Annotated in this window: 21 protein-coding genes; 20 read left to right on the top strand and 1 reads right to left on the bottom strand. The window is 53.6% G+C overall.

Annotated features, from left to right (window positions below):
• The first annotated feature begins 106 nt into the window (after positions 1 to 106).
• From ACE5LO_RS26455 to ACE5LO_RS26445, 3 genes are all read left to right on the top strand, one after another.
• Positions 107 to 1,024 carry a RecB family exonuclease gene (locus ACE5LO_RS26455; protein WP_375522906.1) on the top strand — a complete coding sequence of 306 codons (918 nt, stop codon included), beginning with the start codon at positions 107 to 109 and terminating at the stop codon, positions 1,022 to 1,024.
• 126 nt (positions 1,025 to 1,150) lie between these two features.
• Entirely contained in the window at positions 1,151 to 2,422 is a 1,272-nt protein-coding gene (locus ACE5LO_RS26450; protein WP_375522905.1) for a methyl-accepting chemotaxis protein, read from the top strand.
• A 62-nt stretch (positions 2,423 to 2,484) separates the two neighbouring features.
• Complete coding sequence (locus tag ACE5LO_RS26445; RefSeq protein WP_375522904.1) at positions 2,485 to 3,402, top strand: serine/threonine protein kinase; 918 nt, start codon at positions 2,485 to 2,487, stop codon at positions 3,400 to 3,402.
• Positions 3,403 to 3,446: 44 nt separating this feature from the next.
• On the opposite strand, the gene ACE5LO_RS26440 is transcribed toward ACE5LO_RS26445, so the two are convergent.
• Positions 3,447 to 5,561, bottom strand: a complete 2,115-nt coding sequence (locus ACE5LO_RS26440; RefSeq protein WP_375522903.1) for a vWA domain-containing protein — start codon at positions 5,559 to 5,561, stop codon at positions 3,447 to 3,449.
• Between the two features lie 551 nt (positions 5,562 to 6,112).
• Here ACE5LO_RS26440 and ACE5LO_RS26435 point away from each other — a divergent pair.
• The 17 genes from ACE5LO_RS26435 to ACE5LO_RS26355 all read left to right on the top strand — a co-directional run.
• Positions 6,113 to 8,281 carry a transcriptional regulator gene (locus ACE5LO_RS26435; protein WP_375522907.1) on the top strand — a complete coding sequence of 723 codons (2,169 nt, stop codon included), beginning with the start codon at positions 6,113 to 6,115 and terminating at the stop codon, positions 8,279 to 8,281.
• A gap of 119 nt (positions 8,282 to 8,400) precedes the next feature.
• Complete coding sequence (locus tag ACE5LO_RS26430) at positions 8,401 to 8,826, top strand: membrane-associated protease 1 (RefSeq protein WP_375522902.1); 426 nt, start codon at positions 8,401 to 8,403, stop codon at positions 8,824 to 8,826.
• A gap of 67 nt (positions 8,827 to 8,893) precedes the next feature.
• Positions 8,894 to 9,406 carry a DnaJ domain-containing protein gene (locus ACE5LO_RS26425; protein WP_375522901.1) on the top strand — a complete coding sequence of 171 codons (513 nt, stop codon included), beginning with the start codon at positions 8,894 to 8,896 and terminating at the stop codon, positions 9,404 to 9,406.
• Between the two features lie 32 nt (positions 9,407 to 9,438).
• A complete protein-coding gene (locus ACE5LO_RS26420) occupies positions 9,439 to 10,014 on the top strand; it encodes an FHA domain-containing protein (RefSeq protein WP_375522900.1) in 576 nt (191 codons plus the stop codon).
• A 38-nt stretch (positions 10,015 to 10,052) separates the two neighbouring features.
• Positions 10,053 to 10,571 (top strand): FHA domain-containing protein, encoded by a 519-nt coding sequence (locus ACE5LO_RS26415; protein WP_375522899.1) that lies wholly within the window; start codon positions 10,053 to 10,055, stop codon positions 10,569 to 10,571.
• 30 nt (positions 10,572 to 10,601) lie between these two features.
• Positions 10,602 to 11,468: a PP2C family protein-serine/threonine phosphatase gene (locus ACE5LO_RS26410; protein ID WP_375522898.1), complete on the top strand. Its 867-nt coding sequence runs from the start codon at positions 10,602 to 10,604 to the stop codon at positions 11,466 to 11,468.
• Positions 11,469 to 11,517: 49 nt separating this feature from the next.
• Positions 11,518 to 13,299: a serine/threonine protein phosphatase gene (locus tag ACE5LO_RS26405; RefSeq protein ID WP_375522897.1), complete on the top strand. Its 1,782-nt coding sequence runs from the start codon at positions 11,518 to 11,520 to the stop codon at positions 13,297 to 13,299.
• A gap of 17 nt (positions 13,300 to 13,316) precedes the next feature.
• Positions 13,317 to 14,615 carry a normocyte-binding protein gene (locus tag ACE5LO_RS26400; RefSeq protein WP_375522896.1) on the top strand — a complete coding sequence of 433 codons (1,299 nt, stop codon included), beginning with the start codon at positions 13,317 to 13,319 and terminating at the stop codon, positions 14,613 to 14,615.
• On the top strand, positions 14,612 to 15,301 hold the full coding sequence (locus ACE5LO_RS26395) for an iron-dependent peroxidase (RefSeq protein ID WP_375522895.1): 690 nt from the start codon (positions 14,612 to 14,614) through the stop codon (positions 15,299 to 15,301). The genes ACE5LO_RS26400 and ACE5LO_RS26395 overlap by 4 nt, the downstream gene beginning before the upstream one ends.
• Before the next feature lie 74 nt (positions 15,302 to 15,375).
• Positions 15,376 to 18,027: an Hsp70 family protein gene (locus ACE5LO_RS26390; protein ID WP_375522894.1), complete on the top strand. Its 2,652-nt coding sequence runs from the start codon at positions 15,376 to 15,378 to the stop codon at positions 18,025 to 18,027.
• Between the two features lie 89 nt (positions 18,028 to 18,116).
• Positions 18,117 to 18,902, top strand: coding sequence for a DNA and RNA helicase (locus ACE5LO_RS26385; protein ID WP_375522893.1), 786 nt, complete (start codon positions 18,117 to 18,119; stop codon positions 18,900 to 18,902).
• Positions 18,903 to 19,260: 358 nt separating this feature from the next.
• Positions 19,261 to 19,884, top strand: coding sequence for a hypothetical protein (locus tag ACE5LO_RS26380; protein WP_375522892.1), 624 nt, complete (start codon positions 19,261 to 19,263; stop codon positions 19,882 to 19,884).
• On the top strand, positions 19,881 to 21,305 hold the full coding sequence (locus ACE5LO_RS26375) for a contractile injection system protein, VgrG/Pvc8 family (protein WP_375522891.1): 1,425 nt from the start codon (positions 19,881 to 19,883) through the stop codon (positions 21,303 to 21,305). Before ACE5LO_RS26380 ends, ACE5LO_RS26375 begins: the two co-directional genes overlap by 4 nt.
• 42 nt (positions 21,306 to 21,347) lie before the next feature.
• Positions 21,348 to 22,640, top strand: coding sequence for a pentapeptide repeat-containing protein (locus ACE5LO_RS26370; protein WP_375522890.1), 1,293 nt, complete (start codon positions 21,348 to 21,350; stop codon positions 22,638 to 22,640).
• Positions 22,637 to 23,155 carry a serine protease gene (locus ACE5LO_RS26365; protein ID WP_375522889.1) on the top strand — a complete coding sequence of 173 codons (519 nt, stop codon included), beginning with the start codon at positions 22,637 to 22,639 and terminating at the stop codon, positions 23,153 to 23,155. The genes ACE5LO_RS26370 and ACE5LO_RS26365 overlap by 4 nt, the downstream gene beginning before the upstream one ends.
• 37 nt (positions 23,156 to 23,192) lie before the next feature.
• On the top strand, positions 23,193 to 23,657 hold the full coding sequence (locus ACE5LO_RS26360; RefSeq protein ID WP_375522888.1) for a DUF4280 domain-containing protein: 465 nt from the start codon (positions 23,193 to 23,195) through the stop codon (positions 23,655 to 23,657).
• A gap of 110 nt (positions 23,658 to 23,767) precedes the next feature.
• Positions 23,768 to 24,522, top strand: a 755-nt coding sequence (locus ACE5LO_RS26355; RefSeq protein ID WP_375522887.1) for a contractile injection system protein, VgrG/Pvc8 family, incomplete at its 3' end; no start/stop codon positions are given.

Below are 24,522 nucleotides of genomic sequence, written 5' to 3'. Positions count from 1 at the left end.
AAGTCCCGGCTGAATTCAAGATTCGATGTCGAGTCCGCTTCCTGACTTCCTTCGTGATCAAAAGATGACTTTTTGAATAACCTCTATCAAGGAGGGGACGGCCAAGTTGGCTATGTATCCACCCTGGTCCTACTCTCAATCAAGGGCCAATACGTTTGATGAATGCTTGCGCAAATATTATTTTCACTATTATGGTTCCCACAACGGCTGGAATCGGGAGCAGGCCACGGAGGAGCAGGCCGCGCTGTACCGGCTGAAGCAGCTAAGCAATTTATATTTGCTGTTCGGCGATCTGGCTCACCGTATGTGCGAGTCGGCCATTCGTGCGCTGGATGTGCGCCGTGAACCGCCGCGACCGGAATTTTTAGACAAGGTTATGAGGGAGATGCTGAACCAGGGCTATAAGGAATCCCAGGACCGGGAGACCTGGCTCAGCCAGCCCAAGCAGCGTATCATGCTGTCTGAAATCTATTACGGAGAGGAAACGCTCCATGACCGGATTTCCATCATTAACGACCGCCGCCGCGCCATTGTCCGCAACCTGTCCGCATCCGCAACATGGAAGGAACTAAGCGCCGGCCGGGCCCAGGTCGTCGAAGTCGAGAAATGGGACACGATGCTTCTCCATGAGACAAAGGTATATGTCAAAATGGATTTGCTATACAGGCGGCAAAACGGCGAGATGGTGATTGTGGACTGGAAGACGGGCAAGGAGGGGGACTTCTCGGACCAGCTGTATTTATATGCCGCCTATGTGCGGGAGAAGTATAATATTCCGTTGGAGCAGCTTGAGCTGCGGGTGGAATATCTGGTTACCGGAGAAAGTGAAGCTTATAAGCCGGAGCAGGAGGAAATTGCTAAAGTTGAAGAGAATGTGGGCCGATATATTGAAGAGATGAAATCCTGCCTGGATGATGAGTATTACAACAAGCCGAAGCCGATGTCCTTTTTCACCCCGATGCCGTCCCGGCGTGCTTGCGGAAGCTGCAATTTCAGGGAAGTGTGCGAGCATAGGCGCGTATAGAGAGAAAAGACCTAAATAAAAGGTGACTTTATTCTTAAAATTTAGCATATCAATGATATTTGTCACACTTAACGCTAGGATTTACTGGTAAATTAGACTTAAAAAGCGATATCAGAGGTGTGAAGCATGAAATTATCCTTGGGAACGAAAATGGTTGCAGGTTTTATAGCAATATCCGCTATTACATACGGGACAAGCTCGTTTTTCATCTTTGTGCTGAAGGACTGGATTGCTCCCGGCATGGCGGACTGGCTCTACGTATCGATAATTTTGCTGCTCGGTGTAATATGGACGGGAATTCTCGGCTGGCTGACCTCCAGGTGGCTGACCCGGCCGATTGTCCGTCTGGCCAAGGCTGCGGAGGAAGCCGCAGACGGTAACTGGCATGTTGTGATTCCCGAGCGGCGATCCGGGGATGAGATTAAAGTTCTGTACGATGCGTTTCGCAACATGCTGGCCCATATCGGGGGCATGTTGGACGAAATCTCCTACAGCACAAAAACGACCTCACATAATGCCGAAACATTGAGCACGGCCATCGCACATGCGACCACGCAAATTGAATCCATGTCGAATGTGGTGGACGGTATTGTCTCCGGGGTGGAGGAGCAGCAGAAGGCTTCCGAGCTGTCCCTGCAGACAGCCGACCAGATGCTTGGGGACTTCCGGCTGATGCATTCGAAATCCAACCGGATGATGGAGCTTTCGGGCAATATGGAGGGCTCCGTCCGTTCGACCCAGTCGCTGTTCTCTTCGCTGATGGGCGGGATGGATGCCCTGTCGGAGTCCCATCAGCGTTCTCATGAGGTGATCCTGAGGCTTGAACGGGAAGCGGAACGGATCGAGAACATCACCGGTACGGTGAAGGAAATTGCCGAGCAGACCCATTTGCTCGCCTTGAACGCTTCCATCGAAGCTGCCAGAGCGGGAGAGGAGGGAAGCGGATTCGCCGTAGTAGCCCAGCATATCCGGACACTTGCGTCCCAAAGCTCCTCTTCGGTCGAAGAAATCAACCAGATGATCAGCCGCATTCAGGAGCAGATTACGGAAGCGGTCTCGCTCATGCAGCAGCAAAATGCGTTGGTGAGAGAGGAAGCGGGCCGCACCCGTTCAGTGGAAGCAACGCTGAACGAGCTTAACCGGATCATTGACGAATTCGTGGACGGGGTGCGCATGCTGGAAAACTCCGTCTCCGAGCAGACCGGCCGGGTGGAGCAGACGTACAATTACATGAACCGGATTCAGGAGATGTCGGCTTCATTCGCAGAAGGAGCGCAGCAAATCAATCGTGCGGCCCATGAAGAGACGGCTATTATGCAGGAAATATCATCAGCGTCGGATGATTTAAGGACACTTACCGGCAAGCTTATGCTAAAAACACAGACACTTCAGGGTTGAAGTGAAGAACTGTATCGTGTACGGTACAGGTAGCAGAAAAGCATGCAGGAGGCTTGGTAAGGTTGATCAGTGATAAGCAGGCAATCAGCGGCTGGGAGGAGGTTTTGCCCCGCGGCACCAAATTGCGCGGCACCTATCAAATCAGGTCCGTTCTGTCCAGCAGCGCCTTATCCGTCGTGTATAACGCCAGAGAAGTCAACACCCGTGAGAAAGTGATCGTGAAGGAGCTGTTTCCGGCAGCTCTGGCGGCACGGGGGCAGGACAGAAGAGAGGTGATCTGTCCCCAGCGGACGCTGCGGCCCAAGTTCGCTGAGTTCAGGGACCTCTTTTTGCAGGAGGCCATGATTTTACAGGAATTTACACATCCGGGCATCGTCCGTTACATCGATCATTTCGAGGAGCGGGGGACAGTCTATCTTGTCATGGAGTTCTGTGAAGGGACAACGCTTGCGCACATATTGGACAAGCGGGAGGGGGACCTTCAACTGATGCACGATACGCTGCTGCCGTTGATGGAAACGCTGGATCATATCCACACACACGGCATCATTCACAGAGATATCAAGCCCTCCAATATCATGATTGGCCCAGAGGGTGAAGTGAAGCTGCTTGACTTTGGATCTGCTGTACGTTATGCGGAACAGGATCATCCGATCTTGACCACATCGGGTTATTCGCCTTTGGAGTTTTATTCGAAAACATCACAGCAGGGGCCGGTATCGGATATTTATAGTGTGGCGGCGATCATGTACCGCTGCTGCACCGGCGCGCCTCCCCCTGACGTGAAACGCAGGCTGTTCGAAGACACGCTGGCGCCTGCTGCGGGGAAAGGCATCTCCCCCTTGCTGGATCGGATCATCCGCTACGGATTGGCTCTGCACCCCCATAAGCGCTGTAAATCGCTTGGCTGGTTCAAGCGTGCCCTGCGGGCGGAGTATTTGATGAAAAAAAGGAAGCTGCAGCGAATATCGGCACATTAGCCGCATTCGCCGGGCTTCCTTTTTTTGTACGTCCGGCTCACCGCTCAAGAGGTGATTTTAACCGTTAAATGATCGGTGTAAATGTTGGTATTTGGCTTGATCGCCTTATAGCGCAGTTCGATTTCGGTTACGCCGTCCTCAAAGGTGATATACAGCTTTTCGTTATAACCGAGTGCTGTTTTTTTGCCCGGAGGGACGAGCTGTTTGCCATGCTGCACTGCGCAACGGGTATCATGCTTGACCAAGAGCCTGCCCTGTTTGTCGGCGCTGAATACGATCCGCTCTGCTTCAGGAAGCGGCTCGTACACAGGAAGTGTATGAAACAGCTCGGCGAGGGTGACTCTGCGGCCTGAAAACGAAGTAAGAGGCCATGACTTGACCGGAATATCCTCCCCGCTGGCTGTGGCCAGAAAAAGTCCCTCCAGCCTTCCGGTGAACTGCGGCTTTGCCCGGAGCAGCAAATACAGAACTGCAGCAAGCGCTCCTGCTGCAGCTATTACAACAACCGTCCACAAGAGAACGGTATAGCCGGACCGCACGCTAATATGAAGTCTCGCGGTGGCGGCCGCGCCGTCAGGATCGGTGGCGGTAAGCGTCAGATCAGCCTTCCCCGCTCTTGGTGCGGACAGGATCAATGCTCCCTCGTCCGATATACGAGGCTCGCCAAGCGGGAAGGCCGTATTTTTATCCGCCAGGGTGTAAACCAGCCGATCATTGTTCGGGTCCTGGAAGTAGCTGTCCAGTTCAAGCTTGATTTCCCCGTCCTCAGGTACTGCGGATACGTTCAGGTCCCCGACAGAGGCAGGCGCCCCGTTCACGGCATTTACCGGCTGTGCCGTGCTGTGGCGGTAAAATTCCGGCCCATCCAGCCGAATCTGCCAGGTGTATTTGCCGGTCTCGGGAAATAGGTATTCCGTCCGGAACAGGCTATCCGTATAAGTCATGGGGACACGCTCCGTCTTGCCCGGGTCCGCCGGCGTTATGACCAGTTCCGCTTTAAGCGGCCCGTACAATGCGGCGTCTTTGATTTCCCCGCCATCCCGGCCTTCGAGATGAGCCTCGAACAGATGCTTCTGCCCCTTCAATACCTCGGATGTTTTGCCGTTCCCTGCCGGCCCGCTTGTCCCTGCACCCTCTGCGCTGACTGGAGTCATAGCGGAGCGCATTTCAAAGCCGTAGCTGCCCAGCAGATTGATTTTGATCAAATCTCCGGGCTGACCCCGCAGCTTCAGCTTGACCTCGCCTGCTTCAGGCCGGCCGATTTTGAGAATGGTGTATTTGTCGGATTCATATCTGCGTATGTTTTGCGAGTTATAATACAGCTGGGTTTCTCTCAGCTTGTGCTCAGACAGCAGGATGAGGCTGGCCTCTTCCATACTGGAATCCGGTATGGTTACAGTAACTTCCTGCAGAGCGCCGGTGGCGCTAATGGCTGCTGAAGGCACCAGCTTGGAGCGGATCTGGGCGGCGAATATTTTGTTGAATATTTCAGGCAGGTCATCCGCGCTGCTAGTAATATAGGAGGTTGCTCCCGTTTGGGCTGCGATCCGTTCCAACTCTTCGCGGTTTACGGTTCCGTCATGGTTAAGCCCGATCGTGTAGACCGGATATCCGTCCTTCTGGGCTGTCTTGATGACAGCTGACACATCCTTTGTGGAGTCTGCTTTGGTCCGTGCTCCGGAGGAACTGCCGAAGTCCGTTTCCCCGTCAGACAGAAGGATCAGGAACGGCTTTCTTCCTTCCTGTGTCCCGTCGGACAGGAGCTTGGCGCCCTGGCGCAAGCCCAGGCCGAGATCTGTGTACCCCGAAGGAATGAGCCGCTGAATTTCTTGCCGGATTTGTGCTTTATGCGCGGCTACCGACACGGAGGTCAACGGTTGTGACGCTACAATTCTGTGGTTGTAGGCGACAAATCCGACACGTGTCTGGGAAGCCTCGCTCATATCCATGAACATATTGATCACTTCGGTAGCGATTCCTTCAGGGTCGGATTCTGTCATGGAATAGCTCGTATCCACCACGAAAACGGCGTCATATCCGGCCTCACTGCCCGCTGCGGACGCATATCCGGGAGTCTCCGAAAAAAAAGTTGTCGAAAATGCGAAAAACAGGAGAAAAGCCCTAAGTGAAATAGTTTTGATATGTATCCTGTATTTCATGATTTCCCCCCCTTATTTTAGTGATTTGACCCATCCAGGCCGATGAAGAGTGCTTGTATTTCAAGGAAACTAGGAACTAAGGGATATATTCGACATATTCTTAAATGAGCCCTAATCCTCCAAAAATATCCTAAAAATCACTTAATGAATTACTATCGACAAAAGAAAGCGGAAAATCAATAGAAAATTATAGAAATAGAACCAAGGAATCAAATTTTTCCATATTGATGTTTCATTTAGGTGCATATTATCTCCTGGAAATAAGTATTTGTACCCATAAATATGAAATAATTGCGAAAATACAATCAAATTGACAAAAATTGAGGTGCTAAAGTATGATCCTCTCAGATATCGTCAGATTTTGGAATTAACTGTGGTTGTTACAGTTAACATGGTACTCATACATACACCAGGAGGAAACGGATGAAGTGACGGGACGGGGGTCCCTAACTTGCGGCCGATCCGATATAAATCAGAGAGAGGAGGTGGCAAGCGGATAGGCTGGAACTCTGAAGTTTCGACAAACAACGGTCTATCCCTTGCCAACCGCAATGGAGATTATCAATCAAACCAACCGTACGATGCTTTTTGAAGAGATTAATCCCGAGAAGCTCGACCTGATTACCATCGTTGGGGATGTCAAAGGAATCGACAGCCTGAGCGATGAGAAGATCAAGGAAATCAATGAGCACCTGCTGGTGCGCAGCTTCGACGAGTTCCTCGACAAATTTTCACCTACCGTCTATTCCTTTTTCAACGCTGCCAACCAGAAGGTGATGTACACGCTCAAGAAGCCTGAGGGCATCCCGGATGATATGATCTCCGAGATCATGGTGAACCAGCATAATGACTTCCTGAAAATGCTGTTTACCTTGATCGATACAAAGCGCAGCCAGGGCATCACAAATGTGGATTTCAAATTCGAGAATCTGCTCGATATGATTTCCCCAAAAAAGGTGATGGATGATATCCGTCAAGTCCGGAAGGAAATTCACTATTTGTACGGCCAGTACGAGAAGCTGGACGACGGTGATCCGAAAAAGCTGGATATGGGCGACAAGCTTAACGCGATGTTCGAAGAAGCCAGCCAGAATTATAACAACGTCATGGCCATGCTTCCGCTTGCGATCGAGGATATCAAGACACGCCTTCTGCTCGGCGGTACACAGGAGGAGAACGGCGGTGAGCCGGTGCAAATCGGTATGCTGACGATTGGCGAAAGCGGTGAGCTCAAGATTGTCGAGGCTCCGAAGAGCGACAGCCAGGAGCTGATGCTGCTGGATGAGAACAGCTCGAACGGCCTGACGACCGTATTCGAGGAAGATTACAACTCCATTTCCGAGAGTCCTTCCAACTACGTGCAGGATCTGGTGGTCCGCACATTTGTGCCGCTGCCCGCGGTGCAGGCGGAAGTGAAGGTGGAGTTGGAAATCCAGAACTATAACACCTACCTGGAATTTTACAAAAACGCCAAGGATGACTTTGTCAAAACGGTTAAGCCTTTGGTGGAGAAAATTCTCGGGGTCAAAATGTTCTTCGACCAATACGCTACCAAGAACAAAGGCATGCTGCCTACTCTGCTGGTTGCCAACGCCAAGCTGGATATGCTCGTCAAAAGCAGCAATATCCCGCGTCTGGAAACGTTCCTGAACACGGTCAATTCGAAGAATGACTTCAGCGATACGATCTGGTTCGGGATTGTGCCTTCGATTGAGCTGGAGACCGCCGGCAAGGTGAAGGTGTCACGCCAGCGCTTCCAGGGCAACGAGAAGGTCGTGAAGCAGGAAGGCTACTCCATGGAGTCGCTCTCCATGCTGCTGCAGGTGGTCAAGGATTACAAAATCCAGATGTTCTTCAACTTTGAGTCGGGCGAAGACACGACCTTCAACAGCATGGCCACGTCGGGCATCGACAAGTATATCGACAAATGTGCGCCGCTGGTGCGCAGGGAATACAGTGAGTTTGCCGTACCATGTGTGCCGAACTTCACGATCATCCCGAAGGAAAAATCCGGTGTCATTATCGACAGCAAAATGCTGAAAACCGAGAACGGGGCAGCGCTGTCCAAGGAGAAGGAAGATATTCTGAAGCTGTGGATCGAAGGCGTGTACGTCGGAGCGGCTTATGTTGCGGCCGGGCTTGTGGCTGCCTACCAGTGTCCGGAATATCTGCGTGGAGCGTTCAAAACAATCAACAAGGATTACCCCGGCGTCCGCTTCGACATTGAAGCCGGAGACAATAGCCTGCGCATGGTAACGACCATGGCAAAGGAAATAACAGGCTTCACGAACAAGATCAAGGATTCGATCAACCGCAAAAATTTCGGCTTCGTATTCTCGTCGGAAAACGCCCAGCTGCAGGATAAGGACATCCGCCGCATTACGGTGTATAAAGCGAGAAGCATGGCGCTGGCGGAGGACGGCTTTGATTCCATCTATAAAACGCTGGTCAGCACTTATATCGAGCGCATTCTCCGTTATCAGACCGGGGATTTCAAGCACGAAAATATCGTACGCTTCTTCAGCAACAATCCGAGCAGCCAGAAGAGCAGATGGCTTGGCAGCCGCGGTTTCGTCAACTCGATCATTCACGATGGGGACGACATGAGCTATGTGATCGATGAGAAGAGCAATATGTGCCATATCGATCTGGTCTTTAACGGCAATGTCAAGAACCTCGAGGTCATGATCACGAAGGGCACCAGCCCGGTTAAAGCGTAATGGGATTTTTCAATAAGGTATTAAAGGCGCTATCCTCAAGATTCGCCTTTATACATAAATTCCGGGGCAGCGCAAGCGCTCCGGAAACCACTATATTTCATTTCAAGGAGGCAACACAAATGGGATTCAAATTGCTGGTAGAAGGACAAGAAACGATTGAGCTTGGGATGGACAACATCCAAAAGGTAGTTTATGACACGGACACTCCAGACGACTCCAACGCCCGCTCCACGGATGTCGGCTCCACACTGCGCATCAGCGGCAAAATCATCACGGCTACCGATGGGGACAGTGCAGACGATACGATGAAGCTGGCGCTGTGGTCGCTCGTTCCTGCCGAAAAGGCGGACTGCTACCGGAAGCTTACTCTGGAAGTGATTGCGGCTGACCAAGTCATACGCAAGATCCACTTCCCGAACGCTTTTGTAGTCGACTATAACGAAAGCTTTGGCGACACCGAAGGCGTAGGCACTTTTACCCTCTTCGTCAAACAGAAAAAGGACAAAACCGAACTGGCTACGATCGAAGGTGGTTACGCGGTATAATCCGGGTTCCGGTTTTCGCAGTTTTCGTACCACGTCTGTAAGGCGGGAAATTTTAAGAGGCATGCACATGCCTCTTAAAATTTATTATCACCCACGAATGCAAGGGAAAGGAAGAGAAGAGGCAATGGCCGATTATTACGAACTGCTCGATGTCAGCCGGGACGCTTCGGCGGCGGAAATCAAACAGGCTTACCGCAGGCTCGCCAAAAAGCACCATCCTGATACCAATCAGGGAAGTGAGGAATCCGTGCAAAGGTTTAAGCAGATTCATGACGCTTATGAAACCTTGCGCAACGAAGCCTCGCGGCAGGCATACGATGACAGGCTCAGACAGGAAGAAAGCTCCGGCGGCCGGACTGCGGAGAGGGGGGACCCGCGCGGCGCCGGCAGGGATCAGGGAACAGCAAGAACCGGAGTCTATACACCGCCGGATGCGGCAAGCATGGCAGCGGAGTTTGAGAAATTTTTCGGCTTTAATCCGAAAACGAAACAAGGAACACCCGGGAAGAGTGGCAAAAAGCAGGAAGGCCCTCTGGATGCGGACGATATGTTTGGCAAATTTTTTGGCTTCCGCAAATAAACGGATAAACAAGCGGCAAAGGGGAGATTGGTTTGACAAAACCGGTCAAAGGCATCTGGCTTCCTATCGTGGATATCGCCATCTGGACCATTATGATCGTTACAGTCCTGTATGTGATGGCACAGCCGGGAGCTGCGTATTTGAAGGCCGCAACGGCGGCAGGAGTGGCGGTCTGTGCCCTGATCTATCTAGTTATAGCAGGCGGCGTTCCTGCTCCTGCAGCATGGATGAAAATACGCAAGCGTTCCGGGAGCGACGTGAAATCCAAGGAGATTGCAAAGCTGGTTCAGCTCGACGATGACGGCGAGCCGGTGAAGGAGTGGTACATCAGGGGGGAGACCTCACTGCTGATCGGGAAAAGCAATGCCCGGCAGGAGGCCGAAATCGATCTCTCGAACAGTGAATACGCATCGCTTGTCAGTGCCGAGCACGCGGTCCTGAACCGGGTAGGCAGTGAATGGTTCGTGGAGGACATCGATTCAACGAGCGGAACGGGTCTGCGGCCTGCAAGAAAAAGCGCGGTCGAGCGGCTGCAGAGCGGCGAGCTGTACAAGCTCGGTCCGGGAGATCTGCTGTACATTGCCAACACCAGGCTGCTGGTGAAATAACAATCTGATTTCAAGAAGACGGGGGAAGGAAATAGACGATGAGTTTGACAAGATGCCCGAACGGCCACATGTTCAGTACACGCAAGCATGGCTACACATGCCCATACTGCAATTCAGCGGTGCATTCCGAGGCTCCGGCCGGACGTCAAAACGTGCAGCAGCAAGGGGAAGATGACAAAACGATGCCTTACCTGGGCGAAACGACAGGAATTCATCCGGTCACCGGCTGGCTCGTTTGTATTGAAGGCGCGCAGGTAGGACAGGATTACCGCATCATGGCGGAAAAAAACTTCATCGGCCGGGCGGAGGAAATGCAGATTCGCATTATTGGCGATAACTCAGTATCCCGCAGAAACCACGCCGTAATTGTGTACGACCCGAAGAAGCGCAACTTTTTCCTGCTTCCCGGAGACGCATCCGGCCTTGCGTACCACAACGATGAAGCTGTGTATTCGCCGGTCGAGCTGAACGCTTATGACATGATCCAGCTCGGACGAAGCAAGTTTATTTTTATTCCGCTGTGCGGACAGCATTTTGAATGGGATAACAACAACTAGTCGATTCAGGCTGGCTTTGGGGTGAAAAGAGTGCCGGAGGAAAGTGGAGTTCAGCTTTATTATGTTGTAAGCGCGGCAGCCTGTCTGGTTGCGCTTTTGTTTGTCATCCGTTTCAGGCTGGCGAAGCCGGCAGACGTTCAGCAACTAGGTCCGGCGTCTGATGCCGTTCGGATCGGCAACGGTCAGACGATCGGGACCCGCGAAGAGCAGGATGACTATTTCGCAAGTATGACGGCGTCAGCCGGAACACTGGCTGTTGTCGCTGACGGAATCAGCGGCCTGCGCAACGGACGGATGTCCAGCACGCTGGCAGTGAAGATGTTCACACAGGAGTTTTCCAAGGCTGGGCGGGAGGACGACTTGGCGGATTATCTGGCCAGGGCTGCAGTGAAGAGCAATCGTGAAATTTTGCAGAATCTGAACGGGCAGGGCGGAGGAACGACGCTCGCCGCGGTCGTGATTGCTGATGGAAATATGTATTACGGAGCTGTTGGCGACAGCCTGATTACCATTTTCCGCAATGGAGAATTTATACCGGTCAATTCCAAGCATACGGCCGAGACGCTGCTGGAGGAGAAGGTGCTTGCAGGCGTTATGACGAGGCAGGAGGCTGTATCCAGTCCGGTCCGCAATCAACTGACCAATTACCTGGGCTACGAAGGCTTCGAGCAGATGGAGATCGGGGATGCTCCCTATCCTCTCCAGGCAGGCGATCTGGTGCTGCTGTGCAGTGATGGTGTTCATGAGACATTAACGGAGATTGAGATGGAGAACATTTTGCACAAGCATGACCATCCCCAGGATATAGCGGATGACATCATTGCACAAATCGAGGCCAAAGGGCTGCGCAGTCAGGATAACGCGACGGTGGTCATTTTACAGAAAATGCACACCTAATCAGGGAGGCGCAGGCCTCCAGGCGTAAAAAGGAAAGACGGAGGTACACATGCGTAAGGAAAACAGCGAGTTCGAGACAGCCTTTGTGACAGAAGCAGGCTCTTTCATCGACAACCGGGATTATTTCGCTTATATGGAGACCGAGGACATGGCCTGTTATGTGCTTGCTGACGGACTTGATACCGATCGGGAGCTGAACAGCGCCGAGATGGTGGTGAAGGCTGTGCTGGAAAATTTCATGGAAAAGCCGTCCATGTCCAAAAGGCGTCTGGAGCGCGGGCTGCGCGATGCCCAGGAATGGCTGCAGTTCGAGAGCCGGCGTGTGCGGCTGAAGGCCAGCCTCCTGATGGTTGTCACGGACTATACGCGCATTGTGTATGCCGCCACCGGTAATGTCCGCTTGTACCACTTTCGCGGGAAAAGGCTGAACTTCCGCAGCAGGGACCACAGTCTGGCCCAGTCCTTGGTGAATGATGGACGCGTTCCGGAGGATAAGGCTCATGTACACGAGGAACGGAACAATTTGCTCGAGTATCTCGGCAAGCCTGGTGGGGTGCGGGCCTTTTTCTCCAAAAAAACGAAGCTTGCTGACGGGGATGTGCTGCTGATGGCTACACCCGGCATGTGGGAAAATGTCGAGCTGGCGGAAATGCTGGGCGCGCTTGAAGGATCCAAAGGCCCGGCCGATCTGACTGACACGCTGGAGGAGGTGCTTCTCAGCCGTCAGCGCCGGATCGTGCCGAATTATACGGCTGCGGCGGTGTATGCCAACAAAATTTACCAGGAGAAGCCGAAGAACCGGCGCAAGCTGATCAAACGGATTCTTATTGTGCTGCTGGTTCTGCTGCTCACGGGCGGGGGGACGTGGATTGCCATGGCAAGAATGGCGGAGAAGAAGGCGGAGTCGCTTGAGCAAATGGTGGAGTCCGGGAGCCGTGGAGACGACTATGCGGAGATGGGGAACTTTGGGAAGGCGGTTGGCTCCTACAGTGAAGCCAGAAATGCCGCCAACCGCATCAAAGACCTGGTGAATAAGAAGATTTTTACGAATAAGCTGAATCTGTCGCAGGCGATCGTTGACGGTGACGAATACGCCGATCAAGGGGATTTTGAGAATGCGAAGACTAGCTACCAAAAGGCACTGAAAACAGCCAATGTGTATCTCGCTTCAAGCAGTGATGACATTGAGAAGAAGATCAAGGATCTGGATGCTTATGCGGATGTGCGCGGTCAAATGAACGGGGCAGATTTGAAGTTTCAGGCCGGGGAATATACGGAGGCGTTGAAGCTGTACGAGCAGGCAAATAAGGCGGCCGTCCAGGCAGGCTACGAATCCGCTGTTGAGGAGATTGGCACCAAGCTGCAGGAGACCAAGGATAAAATAACGGCCATCGAGCAGGAGCTGCAGGAAATCCGGGCAGGCAAGCTGGAAGCGAGCGGCGAGCGGCTGCTGAGCTCTGGAAATTACAGTGGTGCGATCGATGCTTATGCGGGTGCACAGCAGATTTACCAAGGAATCGGCAAATTGGAAAGCGTGCTGGCCATGGAGCGTACCATTGCCAAAATTGAAGACGAGCAAAAGGCGAAGCAGCAGGAAGAGGAAGCTGCGCTTGCCGAGCAGCAAGCCGCCGCAGAGCAAGCTGCAGCTGCTCAGGCAGCGGCGGAACAGGCTGCCGCACAGCAGGCCGCCATGGAGCAGGCTGCCGCTGCAGCCGCAGCAGCAGCCGTGAAGGAGCAGCAGGATGAGGGGAAAGATGCTGCCACTTCTCAGGATAAGGGGAATATCGGCGGAAAAGAAGCGGCAGAATCAGGCGCAGGTGGCGAGAAGTAAGGGAAGGGGGATCTTGGATGAAGGAGCTTGTTCAGGACCGGCTGGGGAAAATGAAGGATCTGCGGCAGCGGCAGCAGTTAAAGAACCTGATGACCGGCGTGTTTCTCAATCTGGTGGAGTATCAGGAGGAGATGATTCACAAGCTGGAGCAGCGTGTGTTCGATGAACTGGAGGACCCCGGACGGCAGTACGATATTTACGGATCGATCTGCACCCGTGAAGACTTCGATCCGATCCATGAGTTTCTGTACCCGATGCTTCCGGCGGATGTAGCGGGCAGCACCCTGGATATGAACCGTGTGGCACAGGTGATCCGTGAAAGCGGGGAAGTCAAGCTATTCGGATTGTTCATGGAGATGGACACCGCCGAGATCCTGAAGCTTGTCGGCAGCGGCAGGCTGTTCCACGGCCAGGTCGTGACCGATGCGGGCAGCTACCGGATCGATATCAGGTTGAGCGCTGACAACGTTTATGTGCAGGAGATTGAGCGCCTCTACCATGTCTTTCTGGAAAACGGCATTCCGTGGCGAACGGTGAACCATCCGTACATCCGGAAATTTGTCGATGTGATTCTGACGGGCGGGGAAGGGGAGCCGGACCCCCATGAAGAGATTCGGGAAATTACAGTGTCGCTGGAGGAATACGACACGTTCCGGAGACAGGACCTCATTCCGCTCTGGAATGTGGAGCGGCTGGAGCTGAAGAACAACGGTTTTCCGGTGCCGGCTATCGACAGGATCAATTACGAGCATGTGCTGTCTTTGCGCAAAACCGGCGTGGAGCACGGTTACCTTGTCCATGCGGGCGAAGATAGGGACGTCCGCTACATCAAGCGGACTGAACAGGATCTGACCGTGGTGACACCGCGCGCGAAGGCAGCCGAATGGGAGGTGCTCAAGGTGACGCGGCCGGTGGAGGTCCGGCTTGGCAGGCAGTTGTACAGACTTGTATCCAACACCCGTCAGGACAGCTTTGCCGGACGCTACGCCTACAAGCAGGGCATCGCGGTTCGCGCCAAGGGGGAAATCGCCCGGATTGTACATTCCTTTGCCGCCGGAGAAGGGCTGGAGTTGGACAAGGTCGATATTGTAGAACCTGCCGCTGTCGGGGCAGATCCGGTTACTTATCCGCTGAACTCGTTTGTCAGCGACCATGTGCGGAACGAAGAAAGCAAGCTGGTGATGCGACTGGGCTTTCGCAGGCTGGAGCATGCCGAAGCATTCCCTGCTTTTATCAGCGGCGACCTGATGAGCTTTATCGTCTCGGAAGTGCAGCTGTATTTTCCCGAATACCGCTGTGTGGGGGTATGGGCATGAACTATATCTGGGATGTGCTGATGCGTGCCCGCAGCATGGAGCTGAATACGAAAGACATTCGTTTTGCACCGGCCGCCACTTATTCCCCTTATATGGAACTGAGCCTGTCCGAGCTGAATGCCTCTGCGCCGGAGCAGGTGGTTGAAATCAATCCCTATTACCGTTTCTATTCCATATTCCGAGATTTGTTTGCACCTGCCGTGGAAGAGGACGCCGAACTGCGGGAAACGCTGTTTGATCTCTTGATTCATTTCCTGGCCGAGATCGATTTGTATCAGGGGATGAACCGGCGGGAGTATTATATCCGGTTTATGATGCGGGATGTTGCCGCGGGCACCTTTGGTGCACGGAACGGAGAGCGCTTTGCGGAGCTTGGGCAGGCGGAACAGGAGGCCGTGGCTGAGAATCTGCTGTGTCTGTATGAAACGGGGGAAGCGGTTCATCTGTTCAAAAAGGCGATGCGCCATCTTTTTCCCCGCTCGATTATTTATGCCAACTGTGAGGAGAAGGATGAGCTGCTCATTTATGTGGGACGGGAAGAGAATGATGCCTCCCGCCTCCGGGTCGGGCTCGTGATGGACCTGTTTCTTCCGGCGCGTTTTCATACGGAGATTTACTGGAGCAGGCATTTTGGAATTATGGACACGGACAGCACGATGCGGATGGATGAAATCGCTTTGTATTGAGCGAGTTGAGAGCTTGCCCGGCGCTGTCCGCTTGAGCAGGCGGCTTGAGGGCTTAAAGAAAGGACAAGTGAAGGATGAGCGGACCATATACATACCGGCTGCACAACCACTCCATGGCGTCCGATGGAGTCCGGTTTACAGCGAAATATACGAGAGCTGAGCTGGAGCAGATGACAACGTTCCAGCTTCGCAGCATATGCAATAAAGAGCGGCTGGTTGAAGGCTTGGCCAATCCGCTCGACCGGGACAAGCTGATTCAGCTTATTCTGCGTTTTCGCGGAGCGGACAGCACCAAGCTGATCAGAAAACCCCACCCGGGCGGATTCGAGCGCCTGGAAAGGGCGCTTCGCCAGTATCTGGGGGCAGACCGGAAGGATGCCGGACGAATGAGGGTGCCGGCCAAGATCGTATTGTACGAGGACATCCGGCTCGGCCGTATGGACGGATACAAGGTAGAGGCGGAGCTGCCCTGGCTGGATGAAACGAATGTGCTGATCGTCAATGCGCTCGGAGAGATGTGCGGTATTCTTAATCTGGTGAAGGACGGGATGGATGTTGGCCTTTATTACCTCTCCCGCGACAGCTCGGCCGAGCTGCGCAGGACCGCCAATCAGCACTACAGCCTGCTGTTCTTCCGGCGCAAGGATTCGGATTACCTGCATGAAGCCTACTACGGGGACAGACCTTTGCTCCCGGCCAGCCTGCATGCGGTGCGGGTTCCGGTCGCGGAGCTGGCCATCCGCACGCCCGAGCGGACGGAGGCCGTGCTGGCGATTGATTTCGGCACTTCCAACACGTCGGCCGGGGCCTATCTGGACAGCGGATATGTGTCGATGCCCGACAGCGGAGCGTCCGGCCGAATTCGGCTGAACGAGATCAACTATGTAACGTTCCCAGGGGCGGACGGGCCTGGCGGAGAGTGGCTTGAGGTGCTGCCTACAGCAGTTAGCGTAGAGGACTGCTCCAATCCGGAGCGCATTGTATATGCGTTCGGGGAAGACGCCCTGCGCGGCAGCCGTGCTGCGGGGACGCGGGGGACCGTTATGCGGGGCATCAAGCGCTGGGTGAATGATTACAAGCGGACAGAGGAATTGATGGACCCGGTCGGCAACACGGCCCGCGCTCCGCGCAGTGAAATTCTGGCCTCCTTCATCCGTTATGTGGTCGGTACGGCGGAGCAGCAGTTTAAATGCCGCTTTCGCCATCTGCATCTGTCCGCGCCGGTCAAGCTGAAGGCGCAGTTTATTGAAATGTTCAGTGAGATTTTACCGGAGTACCGGATTGAAGCGGCAGATGCCCTGGACGAAGGAGTGGCGGTCCTGTATAACACGCTGGCGGATCAGATGGAACGAAGAACGTTCGCCGACGGCAGGCAATATCAGGCGCTTGTCATTGACTGCGGCGGCGGCACAACGGATCTGTCCTCCTGCTGCTTCCGTATCGAGGACGGCCGCATCGCTTACAAGTTGGACATTCATACCACCTATGAGAATGGGGATACAAATTTCGGCGGCAACAATCTGACCTACCGGATCATGCAGTATATGAAAATCGTATTCGCCGGTTATTATGCCGCCGAAACACGGCTGCCGGACACGGAGATCGACGCCCTGATCGGCGTGTCCTCCGGCGACATCTACCGGTATGTGGACGATCACGGTGTCAATGCACTCTACGCCGAGCTGGAGCGGCGCTACCGTGAGGCTGAAGCGATCCTGCCCACAGCCTACAGGCGGTATGAGCATGCGAATCGTGAGGAATATGAACGGGTGCTTGGAAATTTTTATCTGCTGTGGGACGCGGCCGAGCACATGAAGCGGGAGTTTTTCCGGCGGACGGGGATTCTGCGCAGCCGCTTTGAGGCGGAACACGTGCCGCCCGCTGACACGGATCTGAATATTGCGGTCATGAGCCGCTGGATGGTCTCGGTGCTGGAGAACGGGCGCTTCCGGGAGGAGTACAGACTGCCTGATGTGACCTTCAACATCCGTGAGATTGAACAGCTGCTCAAGGCGGATATCTACGGCATTGTACGCAAATTTCTGGAGGATATCTACCAGGATGGCCGCCTGCAGGACTATTCGATCATCAAGCTGACCGGCCAAAGCTGCCGGATCGACGTGTTCCGCGAGGCCCTGAAGGAATTTGTACCAGGGCGGAGCATCGAGTTCAGGCAGAAAGCGGAGGATACGGACCGGGTGCCGGAGCTGAAGCTGGCGTGCGTACGGGGAGCGATCCGCTATCTGAACGCGAAGAAGATGGGGCGGATCGAGCCGCTTCTGACCAGTGATGTGCCAGCCATTCCATATTCGGTTAGCGCTTATACCCACACTGGGCAGGAGAAAGAGCTGATCGAAAGTCTGGCTCCGCTGCGGACCGCGCGTTATATCTCGCGGCCGTCGCATGCGGTCGAGGTGGAGTTTTTCCTCACTGCAAGCGGTGCACCGGCATCCCGCCGTCATGTCTACCATAACCGGCTGGACAAGTTCCGGCCGGTCACATACGAGGACATTGCGGAGCTGTACGGAAAGGAAATTCCGCAGGACGATACGGATTCGATCAGCAATGGCGAGACCCGCTATTTTATATTCACAGGCGGTAGCCGTTGGGGATTCCATGTCGTGCCGATAGCCCGGAAGGATGAGATTTTGCAGCTTGGTGTGAAGCGCTTTTTTGCTTTTGAGAACGACCTGTCCGAGCTGGATTTCTTTGACGGGACGAAATAGCGGTCAACATAAGAGGATTTTTTGCAGAAGGGCTTGGACAGCCAACCTGGTTCTGTATGAGAGGAATGAGGGAAAGGAGGTGGGGGCTTTTGTTCAAGCACACGAGGCCCCTGTTTGAGAAGGGCAGGATTCTTAAAACCGCAATGCTGGAAAGCCTGCGAGATTATCCGCGCTCCTTTCTGGATGTCCGGTACCAGGAGTACACGGACGGCATTATCACGGGTGCCGATATCCGTGTCGGTCCGAAGACCTTGACGGTTGCGCCGGGCATTATCAAGTATGACGGGCGGCTCTATCTGATGGAAGAAGCGCAGGAGGTGCCCTATACCGCAACAGGCCGGGAAACCGTGCTGGTTGTTCATTTTGAAAAAGCCGAGTCATCCGCCGACTTCGACAGCTACGTGGGCAGGCTTGTTCTGCAGGAGCGGCCGCCCGCTTCCGACGAGGTAGAGCTGGGCAGATTCAAGCTGAAGGAAGGGGCGGTGCTGCGCTCGGATTATCTGGATTTTTCCGATCTGGCGACAGAATTCAATACGCTGAACCTGCTGCATGCCCGGAATGCGGGCAGAGGGGAGGGTACGCTGGTTCCAGTGATTTTCAAGTTTTTTGCCAGGGAGCTGCTCGGCAGGGGGAGCACCCACCCGGCGGATTTGTCTTTTGCGCTGCTGGGTCTCAATCAGGAACGCATTGAAATGGAAACGCTCCTTCACTATCTGGCTGCACGGTCCGGTATGAGGTTGAAAGATTTGAGTGATTTGCAGAAGGATCGGCTCAGGCTGCATCAGGCTCTGGTCAGGATTCTTGAAGAAAATGGCGGGCAAAGGCCGCTTGCCGGACATAGGCGCAGTGGCCCACAGCGGATGATGGTGGATTAGGCGGGGATATTTTTAAGATGATAGAATTTATAAATTTTCAGCGGAGCTGAACAACTCTATCATCGCAAGAAAAACTTCCCCAGGGTTTTGTACGAAAAAACGTACAAACGAGGGCTAGAGAGGTCCCCATGCCAGGGTTTTGTACGAAAAAACGTACAAACGAGGGCTAGAGAGGTCCCTGTGCCAGAGTTTTGTGCGAAAAAACGTACAAACGAGGGCTAGAGAGGTCCCTGTGCCAGGGTTATGTGCGAAAAAACGTACAAACGAGAACCCGAGCAAGCCTGTTTGTTAAACGCGGTCTGTCTTCTTTGAATGTACGTCGATAGTCGTTTTTCTTATGAGATGAGGAGGGATTCGTATGAAGCCTATGGATGAAAAAGTGATGGCTATGCTGAACGAGGCGGAAGCTCGGCACAAGTCTGCACCCTCTAGCAGGGCTGACCGCGCAGACTTGTCGGAGCTGTTGGTAGAAATTGATGGGGAAAAGGTGCTGTTCCATGAGCAGGAGCTGTTTGACGGGCGGGTTCGGATCACCATGCTTCGGACATTCAGACAGATGACCAGGCAGGAAGCCGCAGTGAAATATCCTTCCGAACGGCGCCCGGCTCTTATCTTCACGAATGATGACCTGACCGTCAATCTAACTTTTAACCATACCGCTAATGTGCTGGATGAAGCGGATGTGGAGGAGTTCAAGGATGCGATGGCGCAGATTACCCGCTCTACCCAGCCTGTTCGCGAATGGATTGGGGACGGTGTCAGGCGGACGGAAGAGAAGACCTTTGGCTATTGTGAGTTCATGTCTCCCGCTTTGAACACGAATATTTATAATTTGCTGATTTTTATATCCTTGGACAAGCGGTTCCTGATTTGTACCTTCAACTGCACGGAAGAAGACAGGAAAGCCTGGAGGCCGGCCGCCCTGAGCATGCTGGATTCTCTCCAGGTTCATGAAATTGCCGAAGGAGGATTAAATCGATGAGTACAGCAGCCGTCACTTACGGGAATTTGCGTATCGCTCCTTATGAGCTTGTCAGTCTCCAGAATCTTACCATTTCGAAAGAGCTTAACGATCATGCACGGTTAACAATGACCGGCATCGTCCCGGAAGACAAAAAGGAAAGCTATGTGGAAATGACGGAAGCCGACACCACGATTGAGGTCAGCCAGGTGGATGAACAGGGCAACACTATCCCCCTCTTTCACGGCATCGTGCTGAACGTCGGCGTTAAGGCGGTAAGAGGCGTTTATCATCTGGAGGTCGAGGCTGTATCTCATACCTACCTGCTGGACGTCAAAAAGAAAAACCGTTCTTTTCAAAATCACGGCATGACCTATGATGAACTGCTGGACCTGGTGGCAGCGGATTACGAAGGCTTTGACGTGATGGACGAAGCGACGGGCGGAGCTTCTATCGGCAATTTCACCATGCAGTACCAGGAAACGGATTGGGAATTTCTCAAACGTCTGGCCTCCCGTTTTTACACTTCACTTATGCCTGCATCCACCTTCAGCTATCCCAAGTTTTATTTTGGCGTTTACGATACTCCGTCTAAAGGCAAACTGGACAACTACCATTATCAGGTAGGCAAAAAAGTATCCGACTTTCTCTATCATTCCGCCAATGACGGTGCCAGCCTGGACGAAAATGATTTCATGTTCTACGAAGTCGAGACGGAAAAGGTACTGGATCTCGGCAACGCCGTTGAGTTCCAAGGGCGCCTGCTCTATGTGCGCAGCACCCACTCCGAGATGAGGAACGGCCTGCTAGTACATCGATATGTGCTGTGCTCCCGCAGAGGGCTGCGGCAGCGCAAGCTGTATAATGAGCGCATTATTGGCGCTTCCATTCAGGGAAGAGTCATTGGGATCCAAAAGGACACCGTCCAGGTCCATCTGTATATTGATGAAAAACAGGACAAAGCAACCGCACACTGCTTCCCCTATGCATCCATGTATACGGCGGAAGGTAACAGCGGCTGGTACTGCATGCCGGAGGTCGGCGATCATGTACGTGTCTATTTTCCGGGCAGCAAGGAAGAGGAAGGCGTCGCCAGTAGCTCCGTGCGGCAAAACTCGGAGGAGGGCCAGACCAACAAGCTGAGCAATCCGGACATGAAATATTTCCGCACTGCTGCGGGAAAAGAGCTGTTAATGGGGCCGGAGGAGATTGTCATTACAGGCAAGGACGGGGAGATTTTCATCCGGCTGAATGAAGGCGGCGGCATTGAAATTTCCAGCAGCCAGATGATCAAGCTGATTGCCAAAGAGGACATTATGATCGACGCGGGGCAAAATGTAGCCATTTCCGCCAAAGATGAAATCAGCTTGACGTGCAAGGAGAGCAATCTGTTGATGAACGGAAGCACCAAAGTCATTGGAACGGAATTGAACACGAATTAGCGATTTGTATTCGGATGGTTGGAACAGAGGGGAGGGAATTCAATGTACGATGAGCAGGCGTTAGAGAACTTCAAACAGACCGTAGTTTTGCCCTGGCACCACGCAGCGCTGCTGAAGATGGAGCAGGACTACCGCAGACTGCGGGAGCAGTGGGCCGCCCATTTCATTGAGCATTTCCGGCGGTTCTGTCACCGGATTTTGGACGGTCAGCGGTCCGGTGACAAAGGAGAAATCGGATATATCACGTATTCTCTGCTGCGCACGGGGCTGATGGACGGGCAACCCGCGTATGTGGCGGAAGCGTTTGATGAGCGCTGGTTTTTTGACCGACAGCCTGTTCAGATGGAATACGACCCGAAATGGGCTTTTCAGCCGCTGAAGGGACTGGAGAAGCAGTGGGAGCCTGCCGCGCGGATGTATGTGGGCAAGATTCCTATGCCTTTGCTGGAAAAGCTGAAGCTGGCGGAGACGGTCCATTTCCACAGCTACGTCACCGAGCTGATCCGTTATGCCATGCCGCAGGCTGTGCAGCTGCCTGAATTTCAGGACTTGGCGAAATCCCCGGTCTTTGAACTTAGAGTCGGGGAGTATATGGATCATAGCGTGACCGTCTATAAGGAGGACAAGCGGGAGCTGGACAGCACGGTTGTGCGGGAATGGCTTGGGGACAGGCTTGAAGGCGAATACGCTTATCAGGGTGTGGAAGGAGCGGACTTGTCCGGCGGTGATTATCCTGGACTGGATTTCCGTTATACCGCTTTCCGGCAGTGCAACCTGTCGTTTGCACGGCTTTCCTTTGGCATGCTGGTCGGGACGCATTGGCGTAACTGCCTTCTGGAAGGGGCGGATTTCAGTTTTAGTGCCTTGCACGGCTCGGATTTTAGGGGCTGTCGTCTGCCGAATTCTGTGTTCACTGGGATTAGAGGGGGAGGGCCAACGGAGGAAGCAGGGGTGGAATGGATCATGCCGGGATTCGGCGGGATGTGCTTTGCGGAAGCGGATGTGAGCGGCGCGGATTTTCGCTATGCCGATCTGCGCGGCGCTGACTTTAGGGCGGCTGATCTGAGAGGGGCTAACCTGAGGGAAGCCGACCTTCGAGAGGCGGATTTTAGCGAGGGAAATCTGTTCAATGCAGATTTTACTGGAGCGAATTTGCGCGATACAAACTTTATCGGAGCGGATCTGAGGGAGGCAAATTTTACGGGATCAGATTTGCGTGAAGTTGATTTTACCGGGGCGAAGCTAACGGGAGCCGTGCTGGAAGGGGCGGATTTGGCAGGCGCCATGCTGCCGGAGGGTCCTTGGAGCACTCTGCTGAAAGAGGTGGGCAGATGAGCTATTTTGTGCTGAATCAGGATGCGCGGTTTGCTAATGCGGTGAGACCGCTGGGCGTGATGGATGCTGTCCGGCCGGAGATGATGTCGCCAGACCATGCTCACCAGCTTGCGGCTGTAAATCTGCATTTTAAGGTGGCGGAGGCGACGAAGGTTGATTATGTGGATTTCATTGAGCACCCCGTTCCGTTCGTTTCGGACAGGCTGAAGAGGGTGTTGGAAAAGTTTACTCCGGATACGCAATTTTTCGCCGGGGCGTTTACAGACCTCAAGCGCAAGCACCAGGAGGTGTACTGGCTGGCAGTTCCACCGCAGATTGAATGTCTGTCGGAAGAGAGCGAGTTTGGGCTTGATGGTTCGCTGCGCAGACTCGTTATTGATGACACCCGTACTGGTGGAAGCATGTTTTTGCAAGTCGGCGGCTTGCGGGAGCGAATTCTGCTGATCCATCTGGCACTGGCGGAAGGGCTGCTGCGGCGGGATTTCAACGGGATTCGGCTAACAAGAGTTCGCTGATATTAGATTGAAAGCAAATAGGTGAGGAGGAATCCGGATGCAAGTCGAAGGCGCATTTAGTGTGAACGAGGGTGGTGCTGCACAGGAATCGTATGTGGTGGCCGGAGCCATCTTGAGCTGTAGCTGCGGCACCCAGCTGACCCGCTTGAAAATCCCGTTCAGCCATGGAGTCTACATCAAGGAGAAGCCCCAACTGAATATCGATGATTACCTGCCTGGCGTCAATATTATCAACTTTGGCAACTGTACGAATCAGCTGAACCCGGCGGTGAAGAACGGCAAGGTGGATGTCGAGGGAGTTCAAAAAGCCCCTTGTGTGCCGGTCATCACGGGGCCATGGGTCAATGGAAAAAGTGACGTATTGATCGAGGGGAAGCCAGCGTTATTAAGTCCATGCACGAACACCTGCATTTATGCGGGCAGCCTGATCAAGATCGAGGATGATGGCCAGAACCTGGGAGGCGTGTCCGTGGGTAGCTCCGGCAGCGGAGCGATCAGATAAGACATGACCGGAGCGATCAGATTAAGAGAGACGACCGGAGTGAATCAGATCAGGCTTGATGGAAGGTGAGTTCTTATCTGAAGGGATCACAGGGAGAGGGGGACAAAGGAATGGCGGCGATACACACATGGAAGGGCTACGGGCACATTAAGCTCGTGGCTCCTTATGAAATTCAAAGCCTGGGTACGCTTGAAATCAGGCGCAGGGTCGGGGGCCATGCCAGGATGTACCTTACAGCGGTGTTACCAGATGAACATAAGGATCAAGGCGTGCAGCTCAAGGTGAATGAGGAGACGGTAGAAATACAAGAAACCGATGCAGAGGGTGCTTCCGTGCGGATCTTGTTCAACGGGCGGGTCGAGCAGCTTGAAATCGGGACAGTGAGAGGAGTCTACCAGCTGAAGCTGGAGGCGGTCTCCCATTCCTTCCTGTTGGACCGGAAGGTGGAAAGCCGCTCTTTTCAACTGGGAAGCCAAAGCACCTCGGAAGTGATTGAACGCGTGGTCATGAGTTACGACGGAGCAGACATAATTGACACTACTCGTGGTGCGGACCGGCTGGAGTCGCTTGTGCTGCAGTACCGAGAGACGGACTGGGAGTTTATCAAAAGGCTGGCCTCCGCCAGCGGTGCGGTCATCATCCCGGAATCGGCTGCTTCCTCGCCCAAGCTGTGGATTGGGGTCCCAGACGGAGCGTTGGAGGATCTGCCGCAGGATATTCCTTTTACTGTGGGTCGTGATCTGGCCGCCTATAGCCAGGTACAGGCTGCCGGATTGATAGCAAGCCCGGCGGATTTTACCTATTATGAGGTCGAAACGGAGAAGTGGCTGAACCTGGGGGACAAGGTGAACTTCCGGGGCAAGGA

Source organism: Paenibacillus medicaginis (genome assembly GCF_042138635.1).
Classification (GTDB): Bacteria; Bacillota; Bacilli; order Paenibacillales; family Paenibacillaceae; genus Paenibacillus; species Paenibacillus medicaginis.
Note: the sequence above shows the minus strand (reverse complement) of the source record. Positions and strands in the feature narration are given on the sequence as shown.

What these genes read in the sequence shown, in the direction of transcription:
- ACE5LO_RS26450 (WP_375522905.1), top strand. Translation starts at nt 1,151, where the DNA reads ATGAAATTATCCTTGGGAACGAAAATGGTTGCAGGTTTTATAGCAATA.
- ACE5LO_RS26440 (WP_375522903.1), bottom strand. Translation starts at nt 5,561, where the DNA reads ATGAAATACAGGATACATATCAAAACTATTTCACTTAGGGCTTTTCTC.
- ACE5LO_RS26435 (WP_375522907.1), top strand. Translation starts at nt 6,113, where the DNA reads ATGGAGATTATCAATCAAACCAACCGTACGATGCTTTTTGAAGAGATT.
- ACE5LO_RS26430 (WP_375522902.1), top strand. Translation starts at nt 8,401, where the DNA reads ATGGGATTCAAATTGCTGGTAGAAGGACAAGAAACGATTGAGCTTGGG.
- ACE5LO_RS26425 (WP_375522901.1), top strand. Translation starts at nt 8,894, where the DNA reads ATGCCTCTTAAAATTTATTATCACCCACGAATGCAAGGGAAAGGAAGA.
- ACE5LO_RS26415 (WP_375522899.1), top strand. Translation starts at nt 10,053, where the DNA reads ATGAGTTTGACAAGATGCCCGAACGGCCACATGTTCAGTACACGCAAG.
- ACE5LO_RS26405 (WP_375522897.1), top strand. Translation starts at nt 11,518, where the DNA reads ATGCGTAAGGAAAACAGCGAGTTCGAGACAGCCTTTGTGACAGAAGCA.
- ACE5LO_RS26400 (WP_375522896.1), top strand. Translation starts at nt 13,317, where the DNA reads ATGAAGGAGCTTGTTCAGGACCGGCTGGGGAAAATGAAGGATCTGCGG.
- ACE5LO_RS26395 (WP_375522895.1), top strand. Translation starts at nt 14,612, where the DNA reads ATGAACTATATCTGGGATGTGCTGATGCGTGCCCGCAGCATGGAGCTG.
- ACE5LO_RS26390 (WP_375522894.1), top strand. Translation starts at nt 15,376, where the DNA reads ATGAGCGGACCATATACATACCGGCTGCACAACCACTCCATGGCGTCC.
- ACE5LO_RS26380 (WP_375522892.1), top strand. Translation starts at nt 19,261, where the DNA reads ATGAAGCCTATGGATGAAAAAGTGATGGCTATGCTGAACGAGGCGGAA.
- ACE5LO_RS26375 (WP_375522891.1), top strand. Translation starts at nt 19,881, where the DNA reads ATGAGTACAGCAGCCGTCACTTACGGGAATTTGCGTATCGCTCCTTAT.
- ACE5LO_RS26370 (WP_375522890.1), top strand. Translation starts at nt 21,348, where the DNA reads ATGTACGATGAGCAGGCGTTAGAGAACTTCAAACAGACCGTAGTTTTG.
- ACE5LO_RS26365 (WP_375522889.1), top strand. Translation starts at nt 22,637, where the DNA reads ATGAGCTATTTTGTGCTGAATCAGGATGCGCGGTTTGCTAATGCGGTG.
- ACE5LO_RS26360 (WP_375522888.1), top strand. Translation starts at nt 23,193, where the DNA reads ATGCAAGTCGAAGGCGCATTTAGTGTGAACGAGGGTGGTGCTGCACAG.